Origin of the sequence: Clostridium sp. YIM B02506 (genome assembly GCF_022324845.1) — a bacterium.
In the GTDB taxonomy this organism is placed as follows: domain Bacteria; phylum Bacillota; class Clostridia; order Clostridiales; family Clostridiaceae; genus Clostridium_T; species Clostridium_T intestinale.
Genome location: NZ_JAKGTG010000001.1, coordinates 206,664 through 230,992, shown reverse-complemented (window position 1 = coordinate 230,992; position 24,329 = coordinate 206,664). Strand labels below are relative to the sequence as shown.

The following is a 24,329-nucleotide window of genomic DNA, read 5'->3' as shown; positions in this document are numbered from 1 at the left end:
GTTGGTTTAAGGTTAAAAAAGTAAACTTTAAACATAGATTATTAAATTCTTGTTAACAAAGATTAATGAAATATTATAAGGAGTGAGTTACATGGCTATAGAAGTGTTTAATAGATACGAGAACAAATTTCAAATGAATAAGGAATTATATATGGATTTTAAGAGAGAATTACTAAAACGTATGGAAATGGATGAATTCAATCAAAATGATGAATTCTATAAAATATCAAATCTTTATTACGATACAAAAGATGACTTATTAATAAGAAGATCCTTAGATAAACCTAAATATAAGGAAAAAGTTAGACTAAGATCTTATGGAGTACCTGAAGAAAATGACAAAGTATACTTAGAGGTTAAGAAGAAGTTTAAAGGCATAGTTAACAAAAGGAGAACAACCTTGAAGTTAGATGAAGCCTACGAATTCTTAGATACTGGTATTAAGCCAGAGTATAAGGAATATATGAACAAGCAGGTATTAAAGGAACTATCTTATATATTGAAGATATATGATTTAGAACCAAAGGTTTATATAGCTTATGATAGAATAGCTTATTTTGAGAAAGAAAATCGTGAGTTTAGAGTAACTTTTGATACTAATATAAGAACCAGAAGATATGATTTAAAACTTGAGTATGGTGATTATGGAAATATTTTAGTGGAAGATGATTTATGGCTTATGGAAGTAAAAGCAGAAAACACTGTGCCATTATGGTTTTCAAAATTACTTTCTGAATATAAATTATATAGCTCAAGTTTTTCAAAATACGGTAATGAATATAAAAATATGATAAAAAATAGTATGGATGCGAAAGGAGAACTTAACATATGCTTGAATCAATATTCAGCTCAACAACCACAACAACTGATTCCACAATATCTTTAGTAACTGCATTATTAATAATAGGGGCCTCATTTATCCTAGGAGGGGTAATTAGTACCACCTATATGAAAACAAGCAGTAAAAAGTTATACTCACAAAACTTTGCACTAACCATGGTACTTTTGCCAGCTGTAGTTGCTATAATAATATTATTGATAGGAAGTAATGTTGCTAGAGCCTTTAGTTTAGCAGGAGCATTTTCAATAATAAGATTTAGAAGTGCCCCAGGTGACCCAAAAGATATATCATATGTGTTATTTGCTATGGCAGCGGGATTAGCTACAGGAGCTGGCTTTATAGGTTATGCAATATTATTTACAGCAATCCTTTGTGCACTTATGTTTATATTAAGTTTAATAAACTTTGGGAATAAAAATGTATCAGAAAAGTTATTAAAAATATCTATTCCGGAAGATTTAGACTACGAAGGCGCTTTTGATGATGTATTTGAGAAATTCACAACAGGATATGAGCTTAAAAAAGTTAAAACAACTAATTTGGGAAGCTTATTTGAATTGGTATATACAATAACCATGGACAAAACAGTAAGTCAAAAGAAATTTTTAGACGAGCTACGTTGTAGAAATGGAAACCTAAATATAGCTTTACTTATGGCTCCAGAAGCTACAGAATACTAAGAAAAATATTTAATTTATCCCCTTTAGAATAAAATTAACAGAATGTTAACAATTAAACATGGCAGTTTTAGGCTATAATATCAATGTTATGGAAATGCGCGTTTTCATAGCCGAGTTAGATAAAATAAGAATCTAATGGCAACTGATTCAATTTACTTGCACCGAAAGGTGCTCTTTTTTTGTAGTTTTTTAAGAAAAATCAATGAAAAATATCATATTTATATAAACAACTAATTAGCGTGCGAACTATATTTAGGTACAAGCAATTTATAGAAAATAATTTTTGTAAATGTTGCGAGCATTTTCCATAGCAAATACATCTAATAAGTGTAACCTTAGCTAAGGAATGATAGAAATAGGGGGAGAGAGGATGCAGGTAATACCTTTCATAAAAATTAAAGCTAAAAAAGAGTCAGTAATTACTTCGATAAAGAATGGTGATAAAGAAGCTTTTACCTTTTTAATAAAAGAGCATGAACAAACCCTTTATAGAGTTGCTAGTAGAATACTATCCTCAAAAGAAGATGTAGAAGATGCTATTCAAAATACCATAATAAAAGCTTATGAAAATATATCCTCCCTTAAAAAAGAAGAATATTTTAAAACTTGGTTTATAAGAATTTTGATTAACGAAAGTAACTCTATAATAAGGAAAAATAGGAAGTTGATTTCAATAGAAAATATAGAAAATGAAAAAACACATTTAGATAACTATGAGAACCTAGACTTAAGCAAAGCTATAGATTCATTAAATGAGGATTTAAAAATGGTAACTCTACTATTTTATTATGAAGATATAGCCCAAAAAGACATAGCAAAGATATTAAATATTCCTGAAGGGACAGTAAGATCCAGACTTACAAGAGCAAGAAAAGAACTTTATGAGATAGTAAAGGATAGGTAAGGAGGAATTAGTGATGAATGAAAATTACATGGATGAAATCATAAAAAGAGAGCTTAAAAAAGAAACTATAGAAGTTCCAGAAGACATAAAGTCAAAGATTAATGATACTTTAGTAAATTTAAATACAAGAAAAAAGAAAAAAACTAAGCTGAAAATAGCTATATCAGTAGCTGCGATATTTGTAGTATTTCTAACCTTAGGAATAACAATGCCAGCCTATGCTCAAAACATACCTATAATAGGGTCTATATTTAAGCTTTTAGATAATGGGGTTTACGAAGAGTATGATGAGTATGCATCAGATATAAATGTTACTAAAGAGAGTAATGGTGTTAAAGTTACAATTTCAAGTATAGTATATGATGGAATAGATCTAAATGTTGCTTATACTGTTGAAAGAGATGAGCCGATGAAATCTAGTCCACATATCTTAGAAAAGGATTTTTTTATAAATGGTAATCTAACAACTTTTTCTTCGGGTGGAAGTGGAAAGTTTTTAGATGGTAATAAAACTTATATAGGAGTAGAGACTTTTAAGGTGTCTAAAGATGAAGTTCCAAAGGACGTACAAGATAAAACGCTACTAGGAGGATACGTAGAAGTTCCAGATGAATTTACACTTACTCTTAACATAAAAGAGTTTCTTGGAGAGATAAAAGGTGATTGGGATTTTAATATTCAAGTAGCAAGTGAAAAAGTAAATGGTAAAGTAAAAGAAATAAACGTAGATAAAAACTTAAACAAGTTAGCTACAGATATGAAAGTAAATAAAGTAATTACAACACCTATAAATACGGTAATTTATACGTCCTCAAAAAATGAAGAGAATGTAACTGATATAAACTATATAGTTGTAGATGATAAAGGAAGAATGCTTCAAATGAAATCAGGATCTGGTTCAGGAGATGCTGAGAATTATTACTCTTCATATAATTTTAAAGAAAAATATGAGGATAGCAAAAGCTTAACATTTATTCCATTTACTCAAACATACAAAAGTAATGTTGAAACGCTAACTACTGACCTGAATATTAAAGGCGAGAGTAAAATTAGTATAGAAAACTATGGTGATGTGGTTATAAATAAGATAGAAGAAACAGAGGAAGGAACAAAAATTTACTATAAGACTAAATATGGATTCTTAGTTAATCTAACTAATATAAAAGATAAAGAAAGTGGAAAGAATTATGATAGAATTACATTCCCAAAAGAAGAAAACGTGGGAGAATATAGTGCTGTATTTGAAAAAATAGACAAAACCAAAAACTACACAATAGAATGTCAGGATATATCTAAGACAATAAAAACATATGATGATTTAAAATTTACAGTAAACCTAGATTAATAAAAATAATGCACTTCTGATCTGTAGGAGCCGTTTCTCAGGCTCCATTAAGATCCTTTTAACTTCTGATCTGTAGGAGCCGTTTCCCAGGCTCCGTTAAGATCCTTTTAACTTCTATCTGTAGAGGCTTCTTCTCAAGCCTCATTAAAGTCATTGATGGACAATTATGTTTATTAAGAAGTTAAGCACTTCTTATCTGTAGAAGCGTTCCACAGCTTCATTAGAGTCATTTTACTTAAATATTATGTTTAATAAAAAGTTAAACACCCTATTGCTGTAGAGGCTTCTCTTCAAGCCTCATTAGATTCATTAAAATAATATGTTTAATAAAAAGTTAAAAAGTTAAATGTTTAAACATTTAAAAAGAAAAAAAGAAAAACATTTAAAAAGTTAAAAAGAAAAGTGATACTAGTATAGAAATTAGAAATTCAGAGGTTTTTATTGATGGAAAGACGTTTTTAATATATTATTAGTTTGTATACTAACCATATGGAGGATAATATGGATAATAATATAGGTACGTTAATTAATAGATCATCAAAACTTTTAAAGAATAAAATAAATATATCCTTAGAGAATTTGGGATTAACAGCAGTTCAGTGGTCTGTTTTGAAGGACATTTATAATATAGAAGAATTAAAGGGGGATATAGAAGAGCTAACCCCTTTAGAAATAGGAAGAAGATTAAATTTAGATAAAGCAACTTTGTCTGGAGTTATTAATAGACTTATAAATAAGGAATGGATAGAAAAAATTAAAAATCCTAAGGATAAAAGAAGTTTTTATTTACTATTAACGCAAAAGGCTTTATATAATATGGAAGAGCTTGAGCAGATAAGTAATGAGACTATAAAAAAGGCAGCAGAGGGTTTGTCTAGCCAAGAAATAAAGCTATTAGAAAAGTATTTAGAAACTTTTATAAAAAACTTGGATAATGAATAAAAGCCTTTCTTTTGTAGATAATAGATATGAAATATAAAAGAAGGAGCTGGATTTTATGAATAAACTTGGATGTAGTGCTATGGATTGTGTTAACAACATATCTGGATTATGTTCTGCAAATGTGATATTAGTTACAGGACATGATGCTTCTAGTTCTTCAGGAACTCAGTGTGGTACATTTGCTGAAAAAAGTTTTAAAAATGCTGTTACTAGTGTTGGCAATACTAATTATGTTGGTGAATTAAAACAGATGTTTTCAAATAATAGCGGAATATTAATGTCTCCAGAGGTTAAATGTGAAGCAAGAAAATGTGCATATAACAAAAGAGGAGAATGTTCAGCAGACAATTTAGTTATATTTGGACCAGAGGCTAAAAGCTCTTATGGAACAGCTTGTGAAACCTTTATAGAGGGATAAAATTTTAATATACAATAAAGATAAGGTAAAAGCATATAATGATAAAAGCTTTTACCTTTTTAATATTCAAAAATATTGTATAGGTAAAGATTGTATGTTTTAAATACGAAAACCATATTAAGTAGTAAAATATATTAATTATGAAGGGAGATTTAGATGAAAAAGAATTTAGCTATTTTATTATTTTTTGGTTTGATAGTAATAGGGCTAATAGTATTAATCGGATTTATTTTTCCGATAGTGATAAATTTATTTCTATTTAATCATTATTTTAAAAGCATAATGCTATTATTGATTTTTGTGTTGATAGTTCTTAAAAGTAACCTAACATGGGAAAGGAATGTTGTTATTCTTGTTGGAATATTTGTGATATTTGGAACGCTTATGGATGCAGCAGGAAACCCAATCTATAATAAACCAATTGAGTGGATACTATCACCTTTTGGAAAAGTACAGATTGATACCAATGTTCTTAATTATGCTCCAGGTGAATATAGTATTACAAGTAAAATCAGCCTTATTAAAGATAGTGGACAGGTTATTAAACTTAATACAGTATATATATATATTTATAGGCTTATTCAATATTTAGTTTTATATTCAGTATTAGCGACTATCCTTGGAGCTGTGGTAAAAATAATGGATAAAAGACAGCCGAAGTTTTATGTTAAAGAGGAGGCAATTTCTTCAGAGTTAGAACTTAAAATGGATATGGAAAAACAACGAAGAGAAGAAGAAAAGGCAAAGAGATTGATTCTTCCAGAAGAAGTTAAGGAAAGCGTATTAGAATTAAAAAAAGCGCAAGAGATTATTAAAGCAATTAAGTTAATTCGTGAGCATACGGATTTATCCATATCTGAGGCTAAGAAGCTGATTGAAGAATTAGAATAAAAGAAGCCTCTACGTTACTTGAACATAGGGGCTTGTATTGCTTTAAAGTATGTTATTTTAGAAGTTAACTTACTTCGTTTAAGAGTCCTCTGTTTTCTATTTCATTTCTATAAATCTGATAGGTTCCTTCTTGCATTTGCAAATAGGATTTATAGTAAATTCCATAGATAAGAATTGCCATCCATTTATTTTTACGACCTTTATCAGAAAGTTTATAAAACTTTATTAGTTGCTTATCACTTATTTTTCCTTTAGCAAGCTTCTTTTTTATAGAGTTTTGAGAAAGTTTGCTTAAAAAACGTGAATATAGGTGAAAAATAGCAAGGAGAGCTATAATAAAAGCAATCAATATAAATAATTGAGTAACAGTTCTCATATCTATCCTCCTTAAAAGTATTAAATTATAATATATTTATACCATAATTTTACTTACTATACTAATTGAAAAATCCGAGATATTTACAAATAGCATATAAAATACCTAGGATATGAGGAGGATTCTCTCTTTTGCTTAAGCAGAGTTATTTTTAGCACTGAAAAACTTCACTATAAACTAATTAGTTTAATTAGTTTAACCTCTAAATTCAATGTATTCATCATCTGGACCTTTAAAGACAACTCGTTTCCAGCCTTTTTCTTCAGGGGTTCTTGGACTAGGAATATGTGGTTTAGCCACTATGGGTACACCAGCCACGACTAATTTAGAGTAGTCTTCATCAAAGCTATCACTAATAAGGCAAAAATGTGATCCTGAATTTATTTTATTGTTTGTCCAATGCTCAAGTTCTAAAATTGTGTTCCCTAATTTAAGATAGACAACTTTTTCAATCTCAGGTATGCCAGGGACATCATGTTCGAAGTATTTTTTAAAACCAAAGTTTTTTTCATAAAATTCAATAGACTTTTCTCTATCTTTAACAGAGATTGCTACATGGTCAATGTGAGTAAACATTAATTAATACCTCCTATTAATTATCTTTTGGTAGTTGGATCTTGATTTGTAATACAACCCAATTGGATGAGGATGTATTATTAAATCCATGAGTTTCACCATGTGGTGAAAAAATAATATCTTTTTCCTTTATAGAGATTGGCTCATTATTTATGGTAATGGTACCTTCTCCAGAAATTATATAAAACACCTCATCAATGTCTGAATGCTTATGATCAGGGGTGGTCTGTCCAGGGGTGTAGAGTAAAAGACCTGTATCTAGCTGACCTTCTTTAAATATTCCTTTACGTGCACTTTTATCAGCTACAAAGTCTGTAATGTTATCAATATTAATTTTTTGCATTACTATTTCTCCTTTATATGGTTATAATATCTAATATTCAGCAATCATAATGAACTGATACAAGCGCTTGAATTTATATATTAACTGCTGTAAAATCATCATAGTATAGCAACTTTCTTTTTGCAATAAGGCACTTTTTAGTTAAGTACTTACCAAATGGTATGTATTGAATAAAGATGAGGTGGGGAATAAAATGCCATGTGATAAACATTGTCCAATTGAGCATACAGTTAATTTGATTGGACATAAGTGGAAGGTTTTAATTATTAGAAACCTATTAAATAAAGGGGTTCAAAGATTTTTAGAATTAAGTAAAGGAATTAATGGAATAAGCCAGAAGATGTTAACTCAACAACTTAAACAGTTGGAGTCTGACGGGATAATAGAAAGAAAGGTTTATGCAGAGGTTCCTCCTAGAGTAGAATATTCATTGACTGAGATTGGATACTCATTAAAGCCGATTTTGGATTCTATGAATACATGGGGTCTTTCACATATAAAGCATAATAATGCAAATCTATAAATGTAATTAGAGTAAAATAGATGTTAAATTATTAATATAATAATGAAAAGGTAAAAGCATATACTAATAAAAAGGCTTTTACCTTTTTTGTTGATTAAGCTGTGAATAAATCTGAAGTAAGTGTGGATAATAGTTGCATGAAAAAATGTTAACTGATATTCTAATATTATCGAATTTAGGAAAGCGCAAGGGTGATAGATTTGGTTGAAAAGAATAAAGAATATGTTTTAGACATAATTTCTCAAGGATATGAAGGAGAAGGAATAGCTAAGATTGGTAGCTATCCAATATTTATAGAGGGTGCATTAAAAAACGAAAAAGTTAAAGTCAAAATAGTAAAAACAAAAAAGACATATGCATATGGGAAGCTTTTAGAAATTATAGACGAATCTCCAGAAAGAGAAATTCCTGTCTGTGGGATATATGAAAAGTGTGGAGGTTGTAGGCTTCAACATGCAAGCTATAAGGCTCAGATAGATTTTAAAGAGGAAAGAGTTAAGGATTGTATAACTAAAATAGGAAAATTAGATGAAAATATAGTTCTAAAGCCTATTGGAATGGAGAATCCTTTTAGATACAGAAACAAGGTTCAATTACCTATAGGATTAGTTAATGGGGAGCTTAAGATAGGTTTTTATGCTCCTAGAAGTCATGATATTATTGATATGAAAACCTGTCATATTCAAGATGAGATTGGGGATAAGGTTGTAGAGCTAACTAAAAAGTGGATGAAGAAATACAACATAACTCCAGCTACAGTAGATGGAAGATATAATCCTAAAGGTATCATGAGACATATTATGATAAGAAAGGGATTTAAAACTGGAGAGGTAATGATAGTTCCAGTAACAAACTCCACTGAGCTTCCATATAAAAAAGAGTTTATAGAACTCATGACAAATACTATAGAAGGAATAACTTCTATAGTTCAAAATATAAATGACAAAGAAACCAACGTAATACTTGGGATGAAATCTAGAACTATTTGGGGAAGGGATACTATAACTGATTATATAGGAGACTTTAGGTTTAATATATCCCCATTATCATTTTTTCAAGTAAATCCAACACAAACAGAAGTGCTTTATTCTAAAGCTTTAGAATTTGCTGACCTTACAGGAGAAGAAACTGTATTTGATGCATATTGCGGTACAGGAACAATAACCCTATTTCTATCACAAAAAGCTAAAAAAGTTTATGGGGTTGAAATAGTACCACAAGCCATAGATGATGCATGGAAAAACGCAGAAGCAAATAATGTGGATAATGTAGAATTTTTTGTAGGAGAGGCAGAAGAGGTAATACCAGACCTTATAACTAAAGGAATAAAGGCAGATGTTGTGGTTGTAGATCCACCAAGAAAAGGTTGTGAGAAAGCTTTACTTGAAGCAATAACATCTATTAATCCTAAAAGAATTGTATATGTATCCTGTGATCCAAGTACCTTGGCTAGGGATTTAAATATTTTAGACGGGCTTGGATATAAAACTGAGAAGGTTCAGCCAGTTGATATGTTTCCTCAGACGGCTCATGTTGAGACAGTAGCACTGCTGTCACGGAAAAAGTAAGGATAAGCTACAAAAAGCCTGATAGATAAGGTTTTGAGGATAATCGAGATTTTTAGATTGGTAGTCATATCGGTCTGAGATCTCGATTTTTTCTTTTCGGAAACATATCAACTCACTTGAAATTGGTAGAGGTGACACTACAGGATTACTTTTGGGGTAGGGTGTCACTACAAGATTGCGTTTTGGGGGTTGTCGCTACAGGAAAGATGGCAGGTTAAAATGAAAAATAGACTACGAATTTACCATGTTTATTTTTGGATATTGAGTAGTCTATTATTTGATATATCGTGATTAGTATGGCTATATGTACATACCAAGAAATGGAGGTATGGATGATGGCTAGAGTAATAGAAATCAAAGAAAAAATTGTAAATGAGCATGTCATATATGTAGATGGCAAAGGACCGTTTGAAGTGGTGGGATATGCCTATTCTTATTTGTCTAAATTAAGCCAAATGGGATATGTCATTGAAGTCAAAGAACTGATAGAAAGACACGGTGGTAGTAGACTAAGTAATGTACCAATTGAGAATTATAAAGATTTCCTAGAAGAAGTTCTGAAATTATACAAAGAAAAAACTGAAGGCTAATCTTCAGCTTTCTTTTGTTTTTTCGAACTATACTAGGAAGCTAGTTAGGAAGTTAATCCAAAATGTCATAGTCTATAAAGACCATTTCGTCATATCCTTTAAATCCGGTATTGAAATGGAAATATGAAAAACAGAACGAGATAGGAGGTTGGGGAAAAACTAAATAAAATTGTTATTTTAGTTATAATCATAAAATGGTAACCGTATTATATCAGCATTTATATAGCTGATTCATGCGGTTATTTATCTTTTTTGGACTTATTTCCCAGCCCCTTTACTTGTGTTTGTTCAAATATAATAATGTTTTAATAACTATTGTGATTATCAACCAAATGGTTTATAATATTCTTAGCGTAAACTGGAGGTGCAGTATGACTACGGCAGAAATGATTAAAGAACTATGTGAACAAATGAATATAAGCATTTCAGAGCTTGCCAGACGTATTGGACAGACTCCGCAGAATTTTAGTAAGAAATTAAAACGTGAAACGGTGTCCTTGGATGAATTGAAAGCGACTGCGGATGTGCTTGGTGTCAAGTTTGAGCAGACTTTTACTTTACTCAATGGCAATGAAATAAAGACAGGAAATGAGTAAAGAAGGCAGCCTACTACTATGTTTGGTTCGGAAGGGTACTATGAAGAGTATCTCAAAGAAAAACAAAAGAAGAAATAATGACCGCAATACGAGGGATTAGGCAAGAAATAGGTTATCTCAAAATTTCAATGGAAAGTCTAGGCTATGGCGATAACCCAATTACAATTCCGAATTAATCTATTTGCATTTACTGGACTCATGAATATTTGGAAGAGATAAACAAGTCTACAAGAAGTTATGAAAGGAGTATCTAAATGTCGAAAAAGGATTCCAAACAAGATATAAGAAAAAATGGGTGTAATACTTCCTCTCACACTCATCATCACAGAGATAAATCAGATTCACAAGCTTCATGTATCAGTGTCGTTCCAATCTTTAATCATTTAGAAGAAGAGCAGATGGATGAAATTATGAAAGTGATGAAGTCAATTTCATATAAAAAGGGTCAAGTGGTTTATCGGGAGGGAGATACATCCAATGCCTTATATGTTGTAAGTAAGGGTAAAATTAGAATCTACCGTTTATCTGAGTCTGGAAAAGAACAATTATTGAGAATTTTAAATCCTGGAGATTTTACTGGAGAACTAGCTTTGTTTCGTGAATCAATCCATGAAGCGTATGCAGAAGCAATGAGCAATACCGATGTGTGTATGATTAGTAAAAATGATTTACAAGAATTTTTATTAAAGTACCCTACGATATCTTTGAAGTTCTTATCAGAATTTTCTAACCGATTGGAAACATCAGAAAAACAAACAACCAGATTCACTACAGAAAAGGTGGATGCTAGATTAGCGCTGTTTCTTGCAGAATGTATGGATGATGGTGAGGGTTCAATGGAAATTGAATTGCCAATGAATAGAAAGGATTTAGCTTCTTACTTAGGAACTACACCTGAAACGGTAAGTAGAAAGTTGGCTGATTTTGAGAATGAAGGTTATATAAAACAAAAAGCAAGTAGAAAGATTGAGATTTTGGATTTAGATGGTTTGTTGTTAGTATAAATGATAGTCATAAAATGAAATATAAAACAGTTGGAGTCACTTCAAAACTTCAACTGTTTTATATTTTTAGGCAAAAAACGCAAATATTTACGCAAAAATGCATAAACTTGATTTAGGTCAATTTAATTTCTTTTAATCGCTTGTATGATGTAATCAAGTCAAAGATAAAAGAAAGAAGGAAAAAACATGTCAAAACAAGTAAATTTTAATCAAGAAAAGGAAACTCATTTAAAACTATTGGCACAATATGTCCCAGTTGTAGCACGAGTTCATGGCGGTAATCACCCGGAATTTCACCAAGTGCGTAAAGTATTTGATAGGCTTGTAAAAAAAGTAAAAGATGCAGGAGCGGGAAAACCTGACTTAGTAGATGAATTTGTAAAGTTACGTGAAATTACAGATAATTATACAGTTCCAGATGATGTTTGTGAAAGCTATGAAGCAGTATATAACATGTTGGCAGAAATAGATAGAGCCTTTGGATCATAAAATAAATCAATACTAGATTACTAAAGATTATAAGAGGTAGGAGCATGAATATGCAAAAATTCATTTTAGGAAAGAAGAATCATATTACCATAGTAAGTGCAATTTTAATAATAATTGCATATGTTAGTAAATTAGGATTTAAAAACGAACCTATAGCCATATGGTCACTAATAATTGCCTCCGTTTTAGGAGTTATACCGATTGCTATCCAAGCGTATCAAGCATTGAAGGTCAAAGTTGTCAGTATCGATGTTTTAGTTACTATTGCAGTTATCGGAGCTTTTATAATCAAGAACTATGAAGAATCGGCAATCGTTACGTTCTTATTTCTATTTGGAGCTTATTTAGAACAAAGGACACTTAATAAAACACGTTCTGCAATAAAAGAATTAACTGAAATGGCGCCAGAAGTTGCTCTAAAGCAACTGAAAAATGGTGAGTTTGAAGAAGTCGAAATAGAAGAGGTTGATGTCGGTGATATATTACTTGTTAAAACGGGTGCAAAAATTCCAGTTGATGGTACAGTGTTGACAGGAGAAGGGCACATTAATGAAGCAAGTATTACAGGTGAAGCAGTTCCAGTAAGCAAAAAGAAAGATTCAGGAGTATATGCTGGAACAATTTTAGAAAATGGCACACTGCAAATCACAGCTGACCGTGTAGGTGAAGACACTACTTTTGGTAAAATCATTGAGTTAGTGGAAGAAGCACAGGATTCAAAATCAGAGGCAGAACGCTTTATTGATAGATTCTCTAAATATTATACCCCTGCTGTTTTAGGTCTCTCTTTTATTGTAGGGCTCATTTCAAGGGATATTGAACTTGCAATCACGATATTAGTTTTAGGATGCCCAGGAGCATTGGTAATCGGTGTCCCTGTTTCAAATGTTGCAGGTATTGGTAATGGAGCACGTCATAGTGTTCTTCTAAAAGGCAGCGAGGTAATTAGTGATTTTAGCAGACTAGACACCATGGTATTTGACAAAACTGGAACATTAACAATAGGAAATCCTAAAGTAGCGGATAAAGAAATTTATGCAGATAATGTAGACGAAGTATTAGCTTATCTGTCAAGTGTTGAAAAGGAATCCGATCATCCATTAGCAAAAGCGGTTGTGGAATATATTGGAGATACAAAATCATATACCGTTGAAAAAACGGTGGTTGTCAAAGGCGGAGGAATTGTAGCTCATGTAGAAGGTCATAGAGTTGCGGTCGGGAATGTCGCATTGATGGAACAAGAAAATGTTCTTTTAAGTGAAAAAGTTCGAGGAGATATTGCCAGATTCGAGGAGAATGGAAATTCACTGGTTCTAACATCCGTTGATGGTGAATTAAAGGCATTGATAGGAATTCGTGATCAAATTCGTCCTGGTGTCAAAGAAGATCTTCAACAACTGAAAAAACTTGGTGTTAAAAATCTAGTCGTTCTTTCAGGTGATAATCAAGGAACCGTGGATTTGGTGGCGCGTGAACTTGGACTCACCGAAGCCCACGGGCACATGTTGCCGGAAGATAAATCAGCATATATTAAAGCACTGCAAGAAAGAGGTCAAATTGTTGCATTTGTTGGGGACGGAGTAAATGATAGTCCTTCACTAGCTCTAGCACAAATAGGAATTGCTATGGGAAGTGGAACAGATGTAGCCATTGAAACTTCAGATGTTGTTTTAATGAACTCTGATTTCAGCCGCTTGCCACATGCACTAGGTTTAACAAAAGCAACAGCTAATAATATGCTTCAAAATATAATTATTGCAGTAGGAGTTGTATTAGTCCTGCTTGCCAGCGTATTCTTTAGTGAATGGATGAATATGTCAATCGGTATGTTAGTACACGAAGCGAGTATATTAGTAGTAATTCTAAATGCTATGAGACTTCTTCGCTATAAATTATGAAAATAAAATTTTCGTAAAATTTTTAATCTAAATCAATTTAAAATAGATAAATATATCAAAGGAGAAATGAAATATGCAAAAAGCAACGATTCAATTAGAAACATTAACTTGTCCATCTTGTATGCAAAAAATAGAAAACGGTGTGAAATCCTTAGAAGGGGTAAATAAAGAGAGCGTAAAGGTACTATTTAATTCAAGCAAGGTAAGAGCAGAATTTGACGATGAAAAAGTATCGATAAAAGATATCGAAAATTCTATTGATAAATTAGGATATGAAGTACTAAAATCCCAAGTAAAAAAAATTTAAAGTGGCGAATCAGTTAAGTCTGTATAGTAGAAGTCGTTGAATGATCATCTTTATAATTTTGTTGATAATGTACTTTAATACTTAGTTCCATTTCGCCATTTAGAGCAGAGTAAATTAGGACGAAGGTACGTGCGCAAACAATGTTTTCTGTGTTATTTTTTACGAAATGATTATATACTACTTACAGCTTCTATGAAACGCAATTGAGATTTAGTTTTGTAAAAGTCTGTGAATATCCGTATAGATCTAGTTACGGCCAAACTTTTGTAAGATAAGTTTGGGCATAAAATGCCTAAAATTACAAAAGGGCGGCCTTTAAATATTGCCAAGAAAATCAAAGTGAAGTTGATACTGAAGCGCCGTTCAGCACGCAAGCCAAGGAACTCAATTGTTCGACCATACATACGCCAAAGAATTTTGATATCCTTCTTTGTAATGCTATTTTTGGCTTTTAACATCCATTCGCTCCCATGCTTGTCATCACTTAAGCACTTGATCAAAGGTATTATGTAATGAATACATACATTGACTGATATGTTCCTACATACAAGGTTCAATCTTGGATATGTTTCCTCAAAGGGAATGTCTCATAAAAATATTCAGCCTTCTAATTTTCGACAGCTACGTGGGTTTCTCAACACATGTTGAGACAGTAGTATTGATGACGAATAGTGATCCAAAAGGGAAATAAGACGGGTTGACTACATATGTAGCTGTTTTGATGTGAAAATCGGGCTTTAAAAATTCATTTTACAGCCCGATTTTTTTGCCACTTTTTATAGAGGACATTTAAGATTTTCATTGCCTGCTAATTAAGGGGTTATCTCCTATCTGTTTTATCTTAAAAGGCAGCTAAGGGCTAAAAACACACCACACATTCTAAACAGGCAGCAAGCCCTTACTGCTTACTTATTGAAATATTTATCTAACTTGTTTGCAATACTTCATTTTTTAGGAAAAACTTTTTGTTCAAAATATAAATTCCACACCAGCCTAGCAATAATAACAATTCTGCTTCGCATTATGCGAATCAGTTTGAACTTCTATCAAATATTGAAGATGAGTTATATGAAGAAATCAGACAGGTTGTGGAACATACTATGAACCTTAAAGCATCTGCTAAACTATCATATGAAATTTGCAAGTATATAAAAGCAAATAGTAATATATGTGAAGTATTATTTTCAGAGAATGGGGACAAAAAATTATTAGAACGTATTATTTATATCAGCCACGATTTAAATATTGAGAAATGGAGTAAAGAAGTTACATATTTTGATCAAAAATTATTTGATCAATGGTATACATTTACCGCATATGGCAGTATAGCCATAATAAAAAAGTGGGTTAATAGTGGACTGAAGGAAAGTCCCAGCAAAATTGCTGCTTTTATTGATAAAGCGACAGAAGCAGTATCGAAAGATTTTTATTAATGCGCCATTTCATGCATAGAAGTTACTCCTGGTGAATGATAAAATTCTCCACAGTCTATACAGGCAATATATAGTCTGTGGAGAAAGTAGTTATTATACCCTATCATCCTTATACAAAAGATTAATTAAACCTATTGCTGTTCTGCAAACCTCCACCATGCGACTGTTCCAACAAATCCTGTTATTCCAGTAATCGCAAGTATGGAGATGCTAGTGATACCAAGAGAAACATTTGAAATAAATAATGCCGGAATTGTCCAAGGAAAGTAAGCTGAAAGTCCAGCCTGCGCAACGACATTGGAAATGACCACAATAAGGAACGCAAGTCCAATAGGTGCTAAATATCCCTTGCTGACATTTGCCAATAAGGCACTTATTGTACTAACAACCATAGTTAGCAGTGATGCTACCATAAAAGTAAAAAAGCTATTCATGATAAGCAACCATGTGCCACCATTAAGTCCAATTAAAATACCCATAATGAATACAACTGCAAACATGAAAAAGGCCATCAATACATCCCAAAGAAAAATTATGATGAACTTTGAGATTACCACATAAAGTTTAGATACAGGTTTCACTAGCAATTCACTGATTGTTTTATCTGTATACTCCCGTCCGAAAACCCAACATGAGGTGAAAGAGAATCCAATAACCAAAATGGCAGTGATTGAACCAAGTAAATCAGTTAAATAAGGTTCCCATCCTGCATTAACAGAATTATTATATGTTACTAGACCAAGCATAATTGGCATAGTGGCAAATGCGACAACAACAATCCAAAAAACACTTGAACGTAATACTTTAATGGCCTCACAATGTATAAATGACAATATCTTCATTAGTGAATCCTCCTTTTACTTTGAATAATTCGTAAAAAATAACCTTCCAAATCTTCTGTAACGATGTTTAGTTGTGTTGGGGGCTGTCCAAAGCGAACCAGCAATTCAGTTAATCTTTCAGGCTTTTCAGTTACGGAGCCATCGAAAAGCAACAAGCGGCCATCTGTATTTTCTTCAAAGTTATATCCGTGTTCTGTGAGTATATGTTTCATTGCATTTTTATTACGTCCATCTAGAATCATATGTTTTTGTAAAGACTGTTCTAGATGTGCCATTTTAATTTCCTGAATTAATCTCCCTTCATGGACAATGCCAATTCGATCGACCAGCTTTGAAAGTTCCTCCAGTTGATGACTAGATATAAAAACAGTAACTCCAAAATTTTTTGATAAATCTAAAAGCATTTTCCTGATTTTTACGACACCAGCAGGATCTAGGCCGTTGATAGGTTCATCCAAAATTAAAATTTTTGGATTGTGAATCATTGCTTTAGCTAACCCTAGCCTTTGCTTATTTCCTAAAGAAAGATTTTTTGCTTTCTTATTTTTATGAGGCTCTAAACCTAGTTTTTGTATCACTCTGGTAATAGATTGGCGATCAGATATCATTTGCATCCTACGGGCAATATCTAAATTTTCTATTACAGTAAGCCCTGGATAATAAGTGGCATCCTCTAAATAACCAACTTGTTCCCACAACTTGTGACTTCCAGAATTAACTTTATTTCCTAGCATATAGACACTGCCAGACGAAGGGGTTAGCAATGACAGCATCATTTTAATTGTGGTTGATTTACCAGCTCCATTCAAACCAAGAAATCCGAATATTTCTCCACTATTTACCTCAAGTGAAAGATCACTAACGGCACGATAATCACCAAAATTTTTTGTGAGACTATCCAACTGTATTGCAGCGAAGGCGTCACTACTTAATTTTCCCATTTTAAACACTCCTTTTGTGAATTTCTTTTTACGTTTTTATTTAAATTAACGCTATAATGAACTTTAATTTTAAAACATCAACTGAACATCAATTTTTGCTCAAATTTCAGTTGATGTTTAGTTTACTTTGTAGGTGATATAATACTTATAATGGAGGTGAACTATAGTGTTTGATATTTTAATTGTCGAAGATGATATAAATACACAAAAACTAATGTGCGCAGTTCTAAAGCGTGGCGGATATAACGCATATACTGCAAAAGACGGACTTGAGGCCCTTGATAGGATGGAAACAAAGCGATTTGATTTGATTATTTTGGATCTGATGATGCCTCGTATGGATGGATATAAATTTTGCGGGCAATTAAGAAGTGTGGGAGAGAACATTCCAATACTGATGGTAACAGCTAACCAGGAGACTAAAGATAAGCATAAGGGTTTTCTTGCCGGAACTGATGATTATATGACGAAACCTTTTGATGAACAAGAAATGCTATTCCGAGTAAAGGCGCTTTTACGTAGAGCACAAATTGCCAGTGAACACAGAGTTGTCATGGGGGAAACCACAGCAGATTACAATACGCTTACTGTTTCATGGAAAAGTAAACAACTTGCTTTGCCAAAGAAAGAATTTCAACTTCTTTTTAAGCTCATGAGTTATCCCAATATGATCTTCACGCGCAATCAACTAATGGATGAATTTTGGGGATTGGAAACTGAAACAGACGAGCATACTTTGAATGTTCATATAAATAGATTGAGGGATAAATTTAGAGATAACCAAGATTTTGAAATTGTTACTGTACGCGGCTTGGGATATAAAATTGAGAGGCGAGTATGAAACAAATAAAAAATAGATTCACAAAGAAGATTAGTCTTGTTGTTTCCTTGGTGATCTTGGTTTTTCTAGTTATGTTACTGTCTATTTTATCGGCTGGATTGATAGCTTATTTGCTAATTAAATTAGGAATCATGGATTTAGAAGGTACTGCAAGTCCAAGTCGAGCAATCTCTATAATGGCATATATCAGTATTTTTTTGGGCGTGGTAATAGCAACAGTATTAAGTCTGCGCTCTGTTAAACCAATTAGAGACATGATGAAAGCCACTGAAAAGGTATCTCAGGGTAATTTCTCGGTCATGGTAAAGGGCAGTTTTGTATTTGAATTGGATGCACTTGCTGGGAGTTTCAATAAGATGGTACATGAGTTAAAAGGTATAGAAACTCTGCGTAGTGACTTTGTAAGAAACTTTTCCCATGAGTTCAAAACTCCAATTACTTCAATTAGTGGATTCGCAAAACTATTACAGGCAGATGATATTAGTGAGGAGGAAAAGCAGGAATACCTGAATATAATAGTGCAAGAATCAGAGCGCCTTGTTCATCTTTCAACTAACGTTCTTAACCTTTCAAAAATAGAAAGTACAGAGATTATTAGGGGAAAAACTATCTATTGTTTAGATGAACAAATTAGAATTGCAATTGTAATGTTAGAACCAAAGTGGAGCTATAAAAACATTCATGTTGACATTAGACTCGAAGATGGAATTAAAATACTTGGCGAAAAAAATTTAATCCATCAGATTTGGGTTAATCTTCTTGAAAATGCCATTAAGTTCACGAACACTAATGGAGTAATAAAAGTAGGCCTATGGAGGAGTGGACAAAAGGTAATATTTCGGCTTGAAGATAACGGATGTGGAATGAGTGATGAAACTATAAGTCATATATTTGATAAGTTTTTCCAAGGAGACACATCTCACTCAGTAGCTGGAAATGGATTAGGTTTGACGTTAGTTAAGAAAATTATAGAATTATGTGAAGGAAGAATTGAAGTACAAAGTGAGCTTGGGAAAGGTAGTGTTTTTATTGTGAAATTGCCGCTAGGCTTAGATGCTAAGATAGATAATATGGTGTTATAGTTTTGGTACAAAGAATAAGATTAATTAAATCTTATTCTTTTTTTCTCTATACTTAGTAGGAGTCATTTCCGTTACCTTTTTAAATTGACGCATAAAGTGAATATCATTATTATATCCACACATTTCTGATATCTTTTTGATTGGAATATCAGTTGAGGAGAGTAAGTATTTGGCATGCTCAATTCTGCTTAGAATTACATCTGTAATTGCACTTATTCCAAATAATTTTTTATACAAGTGCTGAAAACTAGACCTACTCATATTTAGTTCATGGGACAGTTCAGTAATATTCCAATTAATATATGGCTGATTATATATTTTTGTCCGTATAATAGATAGTTTATTGTAATGGGTGTTTATAATTTCATTATTTGAGTTATGTATTTTGTTGCTTAGCTTTAAAAAGAATAGTTTTAGATATAATTCGATAGTATTGTATTTGTAACAGTTTGATGAATAGGTTTCATAACATAAGTTATTTATTATTATTGAAAGTTCATTTAAATTACCAATGTGTACTACTTCATCTTGAGGAATCCCAAGGTTGTTAAATAAATCTTTTTCTTCTGGATCTATTTTAAAGTGAAACCAATCATTTTGAAATTGAGAACCAAGTGAGCGATAGAACTGAGGGGTATCCTCTCTGTATAGTATGAAGGAATCAGGTCTTGTTATAATTTCATAGCCATTTAATGTGAATATGGCAGGAGTTTTTAGAAGGAGCAATAGATAGTTTCCAGAACCATTGGGTCTACTTATATTGAAATCAGCATCGTGGCTATGATTGTAGCCTATATTTATTATATGCATATATATTCCATCCCTAAAAATTTGATACATTTATTGTATTTTTGTACTAACATATTGTCAATATAAAATTTGCACAATATGTTAGTACAAGCGCATGATACTTAATTGATATTTAATATATGACAACGTATACTGATTACATAAATGAGTGGAAAAAATTAAAATTTATTAATTATTTTGAAGGGTGATGTTTATGAGAATTGAAATAACAGATAAGTTAGGTAAAGATATTAATAAAGGAATGATAGGTCTTTTCTTTGAAGACATAAATTATGGCTTAGATGGTGGGTTGTATGCAGAAATGATTGAAAATAGATCTTTTGAATTTGTGGAGTCTAGGGGATTTAAAGATAATTATGAGATAATATTTGATGGGCTTTATGGTTGGGGCTCTTATCCAAAAGATGCAAATGGTGCTGAACTAAATATACAATCAACTAAACCACAAAATAATATAAATCCACATTACTTGGAGTTTAGAGCATCTGAAAACCAGATGGGTTTTACTAATAAAGCTTATGATGGAATCTGTATGAAAAAAGATTTGACATATCATATTTCTTTTTATGCAAGAACAGAAGATTATATGGGTGGAATTGAGGTTTTTGTAGTAAAGGACGAGAAAATAAGAGCCAATGTGGTTGTGACAGAATCTGTAAGCTCTGAATGGGTTAGATATCAAGCAGATTTAATCTCTAATGAAGATATTTCATATGGGGAATTTATTGTGAAACTGAGTAAGCCAGGAAAAGTTTGCTTTGATTTTATATCAATGGTATCTTCTGATGCTGTTTTGGATCTTTTTAGAAAAGATTTAGCTGAGATGCTAAAAGATATGAAACCAGGATTTTTAAGATTTCCAGGAGGATGTATCGTAGAAGGCAATACTCTAGATAGCCGTTATCAATGGAAAAGAAGTATAGGAAAGGTAGAAGAGAGGAAAGCAAACTGGAATCGTTGGGCTGTTCATGGAAGTACAGAAGAAAATAATTACACAAGCGAATACAGTCATTATAATCAGAGCTTAGGAATTGGATACTATGAGTATTTTCTTTTATGTGAATATCTTAAAGCTAAGCCTATCCCCGTTATAAATGTAGGACTTGCGTGTCAATTTATGTCTTCTGAAAAAGTTGAAATTGATGATCCTGAATTTAAGGAATTTGTACAGGATGCTATTGATTTAATAGAATTTGCAAACGGACCTGTAGATTCGAGATGGGGAAGGATAAGAGAACAAATGGGTCACAGTGAACCATTTGGGCTTGATATGATAGGTATCGGTAATGAGCAATGGGAAACAGAGAATATAGACTTTTTCAAAAGATATGAAATATTCGAAAGAGCAATCCATGAAAAGTATCCATATATAAAACTGATTGGTTCTGCTGGACCTGATATCAGTTCTAAAAAATATAGTGATGCATGGAGTTATTATAATGATAGAGTAAATGATAATCCTAGTTATGTATATGCAGTTGATGAACACTATTATGTAGAACCAAAGTGGCTTTGTGATAATGTACATTTTTATGATAAGTATCCAAGAGATATTAAAGTTTTTGCAGGTGAATATGCTGCTCATTATGGTTTTGAAATGAATAGACCTGACTTTAATGATTGGGAAGCAGCTTTGTCAGAAGCCGCATTTCTTACAGGAATAGAAAGAAATGCGGATGTTGTTGTACTTGCTTCTTATGCACCACTTTTTGCAAGGCTTGGATATATGCAATGGTCACATGACATGGTATTTTTTAATGGGGAGGATTCTTACGGAAGTCCAAGCTACTATGTTCAAAAGATGTATAGCACACTTATGGGAACAAATCTTCCAGAAATAATAAATGATGTGGAAGAGATACCATTTACTGTTTCTTATGATAAGGAAAAACAATATATAATAGTAAAGCTTGTTAATACCTTGGAACATGCTGTTCATGTTGAGTTAGAAACTAAATTCTCATTAGCTGAAGATGGAGAAATGTATATTATGGAAGGGCAAAAAAAAGATGTTAATTCTATATATGAACCATTTAATGTAGCTCCTAAAAAATATGATATTAAAGTAAAAAACAACATGAGTTATGAAGTAAATCCAAGGTCATTTTATGTGATTAAGATGTATTGTAAGGATGTATAAAAAGCATTAAACTTAGTTAGTTAAAAAGGATTTTGAATTAAATTTCAAAGTCTTTTTTATTTATGTTCTTTAAATGTAAAATAATCTTAATAAATGTGTTGGAAAATATATGTTAAAATATATGTTAAAATATAAATTAATTAATTTATTAAAGGAGGAAGATATGAAAGCTTTAAAAGGGATTACTTTATTATTTTTAATAGTTATAAATATTATTTTTTCAGCTTGTAGTAATAATAATTCATCTTCAGTTCCTACAATAAAACAAGGAGAAGACAGCATTTCTAAGACATTAGAAATCTCCTTTCCCTATGTAAAACAGAAAGGGTATGCAACTAATCAATTTGCGGTTTGGATAGAAAATGAATCAGGAGAATATATAAAGACTATTTTTGTTACAAAATTTACGGCAACTAAAGGATATGAGAAAAGAAAAGATGCTATTCCTACATGGGTAGAAAAATCTAATATAAGTGATGGAAGTACACGGGAGATTGATACTGTTACGGGGTCTACTCCTAAGAAGTCAGCTTATCTAGTATATGTTTGGGATTGTAAAGATAAAGATGGAAATGAAGTGCCAAAGGGTGTATATAATTATTATGTTGAAGGCACTGTAAAGTGGGAAAGCCGTGTACTTTATAGTGGAAAGATTGAAGTTGGAGGAATTGATTCATCTTCTGAGGCGAAGGTTGAGTATTCTACAGAAGAGGCAAAAGAAAGCGATATGATAGGAGAAGTAAAAGCAGTATATAATAAATAGTATAGAATGGAGAAGTAGGCATTTTTAATCTACGTATTTTGGAACCAATGTTATACAATTCAAGATTATTATGAAAAAATAGGATTTAAACCATCGAATGCATATATTACATTTAATGGTTTTTTCTTTATGTTTATTTGGTAAATACATTATGATACAATAATTTATAAGATTCTACAATAACTTAGGCAAAACTTACAGTTAGTTTGTTGATAAATTCATAGAATTTATGAGATAGATCTGTCAATAAAGGAGGATAAGTAATGAAATTTATTTCATGGAATATTGATTCATTAAATGCAGCACTAACAAGTGCCTCAGAACGAGCTTTGTTATCTAAAAATGTATTAAATTCGTTTATAGAACATAATCCAGATGTAGTTGCTTTACAGGAAACAAAGTTACCAAGTAATGGCCCTTCTAAAAAACATTTAGAAATTTTGCAGGAGATGTTTCCTGATTATAAAGTTGTTTGGAACAGTTCAGTTGAGCCAGCACGTAAGGGTTATGCTGGGACAATGTTTTTATATAAGGAGAATTTAGAACCAGTTGTTACCTATCCAGCAATTGGTGCACCAAGTACCATGGACTATGAGGGAAGAATAATTACTCTAGAGTTTGATGACTTTTTCTTAACTCAAGTTTACACTCCTAATGCAGGGGATGGACTCAATCGTTTGGAAGAACGTCAGATTTGGGATATAAAATATGCAGAATATCTAGCAAGCCTAGATAAAGATAAATATGTTATTGCAACAGGTGATTTCAACGTAGCTCATAAGGAAATAGACTTGGCTCATCCTAATAGCAATCGTAATTCACCTGGATTTACTGATGAGGAACGTCAAGGTTTCACAAATCTTTTATCAAAAGGGTTTACAGATACTTTCCGTTATATTCACGGAGAAATAAAAGATGTTTATACTTGGTGGGCTCAGAGAGCTAAAACTAGTAAAATTAACAATTCTGGATGGAGAATTGACTATTGGATAGTTAGTAATAGTATTGCGGATAAGGTTATAAAATCTGAAATGGTTGATTCAGGTACAAGACAAGACCATGGACCAATATTACTTGAAATTGATTTGTAGTATATAAAGAATTGCAAGCATTAACTGGATTTTTCGGGAGAGGACATTACTCCTGGAAGATCCGGTTTTATTTTCTACTGATGAATCATCATTTA

27 protein-coding genes and 1 pseudogene are annotated in these 24,329 nt (G+C 31.9%); 22 read left to right on the top strand and 6 right to left on the bottom strand.

Annotated features, from left to right (window positions below):
• Window positions 1–91: 91 nt before the first annotated feature.
• The 7 genes from L1S49_RS01045 to L1S49_RS01015 all read left to right on the top strand — a co-directional run bounded on the left by L1S49_RS01045 (window position 92) and on the right by L1S49_RS01015 (window position 6,021).
• A complete protein-coding gene (locus L1S49_RS01045) occupies window positions 92–886 on the top strand; it encodes a polyphosphate polymerase domain-containing protein (protein ID WP_238902191.1) in 795 nt (264 codons plus the stop codon).
• A complete protein-coding gene (locus L1S49_RS01040) occupies window positions 829–1,521 on the top strand; it encodes a DUF4956 domain-containing protein (protein WP_238902190.1) in 693 nt (230 codons plus the stop codon). The genes L1S49_RS01045 and L1S49_RS01040 overlap by 58 nt, the downstream gene beginning before the upstream one ends.
• Window positions 1,522–1,891: 370 nt before the next feature.
• Window positions 1,892–2,425: a sigma-70 family RNA polymerase sigma factor gene (locus L1S49_RS01035; protein WP_238902189.1), complete on the top strand. Its 534-nt coding sequence runs from the start codon at window positions 1,892–1,894 to the stop codon at window positions 2,423–2,425.
• 13 nt (window positions 2,426–2,438) lie between these two features.
• Entirely contained in the window at window positions 2,439–3,770 is a 1,332-nt protein-coding gene (locus L1S49_RS01030) for a DUF4179 domain-containing protein (RefSeq protein WP_238902188.1), read from the top strand.
• Between the two features lie 501 nt (window positions 3,771–4,271).
• Entirely contained in the window at window positions 4,272–4,712 is a 441-nt protein-coding gene (locus tag L1S49_RS01025; RefSeq protein ID WP_238902187.1) for a MarR family transcriptional regulator, read from the top strand.
• A 55-nt stretch (window positions 4,713–4,767) separates the two neighbouring features.
• On the top strand, window positions 4,768–5,130 hold the full coding sequence (locus L1S49_RS01020) for a DUF1540 domain-containing protein (protein WP_238902186.1): 363 nt from the start codon (window positions 4,768–4,770) through the stop codon (window positions 5,128–5,130).
• A 156-nt stretch (window positions 5,131–5,286) separates the two neighbouring features.
• The gene (locus tag L1S49_RS01015; protein ID WP_238902185.1) at window positions 5,287–6,021 is read left to right on the top strand and encodes a hypothetical protein; all 735 of its coding nucleotides are present in this window, start codon (window positions 5,287–5,289) and stop codon (window positions 6,019–6,021) included.
• A 64-nt stretch (window positions 6,022–6,085) separates the two neighbouring features.
• On the opposite strand, the gene L1S49_RS01010 is transcribed toward L1S49_RS01015, so the two are convergent.
• The 3 genes from L1S49_RS01010 to L1S49_RS01000 form a co-directional block, all read right to left on the bottom strand.
• Window positions 6,086–6,397, bottom strand: coding sequence for a hypothetical protein (locus L1S49_RS01010; RefSeq protein ID WP_238902184.1), 312 nt, complete (start codon window positions 6,395–6,397; stop codon window positions 6,086–6,088).
• Window positions 6,398–6,592: 195 nt separating this feature from the next.
• A complete protein-coding gene (locus tag L1S49_RS01005) occupies window positions 6,593–6,973 on the bottom strand; it encodes a VOC family protein (RefSeq protein ID WP_073019253.1) in 381 nt (126 codons plus the stop codon).
• Between the two features lie 16 nt (window positions 6,974–6,989).
• Window positions 6,990–7,316 (bottom strand): dimethylsulfonioproprionate lyase family protein, encoded by a 327-nt coding sequence (locus L1S49_RS01000; RefSeq protein WP_073019255.1) that lies wholly within the window; start codon window positions 7,314–7,316, stop codon window positions 6,990–6,992.
• 193 nt (window positions 7,317–7,509) lie between these two features.
• Between L1S49_RS01000 and L1S49_RS00995 the strand changes: the two genes are divergently transcribed.
• The 10 genes and pseudogenes from L1S49_RS00995 to L1S49_RS00950 all read left to right on the top strand — a co-directional run bounded on the left by L1S49_RS00995 (window position 7,510) and on the right by L1S49_RS00950 (window position 15,724).
• Complete coding sequence (locus tag L1S49_RS00995; protein ID WP_238902183.1) at window positions 7,510–7,839, top strand: helix-turn-helix domain-containing protein; 330 nt, start codon at window positions 7,510–7,512, stop codon at window positions 7,837–7,839.
• Window positions 7,840–8,039: 200 nt separating this feature from the next.
• Window positions 8,040–9,407 (top strand): 23S rRNA (uracil(1939)-C(5))-methyltransferase RlmD, encoded by a 1,368-nt coding sequence (gene rlmD / locus L1S49_RS00990; protein ID WP_238902182.1) that lies wholly within the window; start codon window positions 8,040–8,042, stop codon window positions 9,405–9,407.
• Between the two features lie 335 nt (window positions 9,408–9,742).
• Window positions 9,743–9,997: a hypothetical protein gene (locus tag L1S49_RS00985; RefSeq protein WP_238902181.1), complete on the top strand. Its 255-nt coding sequence runs from the start codon at window positions 9,743–9,745 to the stop codon at window positions 9,995–9,997.
• Between the two features lie 13 nt (window positions 9,998–10,010).
• Window positions 10,011–10,124, top strand: a pseudogene (locus L1S49_RS00980) (DNA recombinase); the annotation flags it as partial.
• Window positions 10,125–10,368: 244 nt separating this feature from the next.
• Window positions 10,369–10,593: a helix-turn-helix transcriptional regulator gene (locus L1S49_RS00975; protein ID WP_238902180.1), complete on the top strand. Its 225-nt coding sequence runs from the start codon at window positions 10,369–10,371 to the stop codon at window positions 10,591–10,593.
• 254 nt (window positions 10,594–10,847) lie between these two features.
• Window positions 10,848–11,597 (top strand): Crp/Fnr family transcriptional regulator, encoded by a 750-nt coding sequence (locus L1S49_RS00970; protein WP_238902179.1) that lies wholly within the window; start codon window positions 10,848–10,850, stop codon window positions 11,595–11,597.
• A 300-nt stretch (window positions 11,598–11,897) separates the two neighbouring features.
• Window positions 11,898–12,086, top strand: a complete 189-nt coding sequence (locus L1S49_RS00965; protein WP_238902178.1) for a hypothetical protein — start codon at window positions 11,898–11,900, stop codon at window positions 12,084–12,086.
• A 44-nt stretch (window positions 12,087–12,130) separates the two neighbouring features.
• Window positions 12,131–13,984 carry a heavy metal translocating P-type ATPase gene (locus L1S49_RS00960; RefSeq protein WP_238902177.1) on the top strand — a complete coding sequence of 618 codons (1,854 nt, stop codon included), beginning with the start codon at window positions 12,131–12,133 and terminating at the stop codon, window positions 13,982–13,984.
• 73 nt (window positions 13,985–14,057) lie between these two features.
• Window positions 14,058–14,291, top strand: coding sequence for a heavy-metal-associated domain-containing protein (locus tag L1S49_RS00955; RefSeq protein WP_016174972.1), 234 nt, complete (start codon window positions 14,058–14,060; stop codon window positions 14,289–14,291).
• A 1,100-nt stretch (window positions 14,292–15,391) separates the two neighbouring features.
• Complete coding sequence (locus tag L1S49_RS00950; RefSeq protein ID WP_238902176.1) at window positions 15,392–15,724, top strand: TetR-like C-terminal domain-containing protein; 333 nt, start codon at window positions 15,392–15,394, stop codon at window positions 15,722–15,724.
• A 131-nt stretch (window positions 15,725–15,855) separates the two neighbouring features.
• Here the strand turns inward: L1S49_RS00950 and L1S49_RS00945 are convergent, their stop codons facing one another.
• Both L1S49_RS00945 and L1S49_RS00940 read right to left on the bottom strand, forming a co-directional pair.
• A complete protein-coding gene (locus tag L1S49_RS00945) occupies window positions 15,856–16,566 on the bottom strand; it encodes an ABC transporter permease (RefSeq protein ID WP_238902175.1) in 711 nt (236 codons plus the stop codon).
• Entirely contained in the window at window positions 16,566–17,507 is a 942-nt protein-coding gene (locus L1S49_RS00940) for an ABC transporter ATP-binding protein (protein WP_238902174.1), read from the bottom strand. Before L1S49_RS00940 ends, L1S49_RS00945 begins: the two co-directional genes overlap by 1 nt.
• A gap of 166 nt (window positions 17,508–17,673) precedes the next feature.
• Between L1S49_RS00940 and L1S49_RS00935 the strand changes: the two genes are divergently transcribed.
• Both L1S49_RS00935 and L1S49_RS00930 read left to right on the top strand, forming a co-directional pair.
• Window positions 17,674–18,348 (top strand): response regulator transcription factor, encoded by a 675-nt coding sequence (locus L1S49_RS00935; RefSeq protein ID WP_238902173.1) that lies wholly within the window; start codon window positions 17,674–17,676, stop codon window positions 18,346–18,348.
• 203 nt (window positions 18,349–18,551) lie between these two features.
• Window positions 18,552–19,430 carry a HAMP domain-containing sensor histidine kinase gene (locus L1S49_RS00930; protein WP_238902307.1) on the top strand — a complete coding sequence of 293 codons (879 nt, stop codon included), beginning with the start codon at window positions 18,552–18,554 and terminating at the stop codon, window positions 19,428–19,430.
• Window positions 19,431–19,454: 24 nt separating this feature from the next.
• Here the strand turns inward: L1S49_RS00930 and L1S49_RS00925 are convergent, their stop codons facing one another.
• Window positions 19,455–20,240: an AraC family transcriptional regulator gene (locus tag L1S49_RS00925; RefSeq protein WP_238902172.1), complete on the bottom strand. Its 786-nt coding sequence runs from the start codon at window positions 20,238–20,240 to the stop codon at window positions 19,455–19,457.
• A gap of 193 nt (window positions 20,241–20,433) precedes the next feature.
• On the opposite strand from L1S49_RS00925, the gene L1S49_RS00920 reads away from it, so the two are divergent.
• The 3 genes from L1S49_RS00920 (at window position 20,434) to L1S49_RS00910 (ending at window position 24,234) form a co-directional block, all read left to right on the top strand.
• Window positions 20,434–22,380, top strand: a complete 1,947-nt coding sequence (locus L1S49_RS00920) for an alpha-L-arabinofuranosidase C-terminal domain-containing protein (protein WP_238902171.1) — start codon at window positions 20,434–20,436, stop codon at window positions 22,378–22,380.
• Window positions 22,381–22,543: 163 nt separating this feature from the next.
• Window positions 22,544–23,143, top strand: a complete 600-nt coding sequence (locus L1S49_RS00915) for a DUF2271 domain-containing protein (RefSeq protein ID WP_238902170.1) — start codon at window positions 22,544–22,546, stop codon at window positions 23,141–23,143.
• Between the two features lie 263 nt (window positions 23,144–23,406).
• The gene (locus tag L1S49_RS00910) at window positions 23,407–24,234 is read left to right on the top strand and encodes an exodeoxyribonuclease III (protein WP_238902169.1); all 828 of its coding nucleotides are present in this window, start codon (window positions 23,407–23,409) and stop codon (window positions 24,232–24,234) included.
• The last annotated feature ends 95 nt before the right edge of the window (window positions 24,235–24,329 follow it).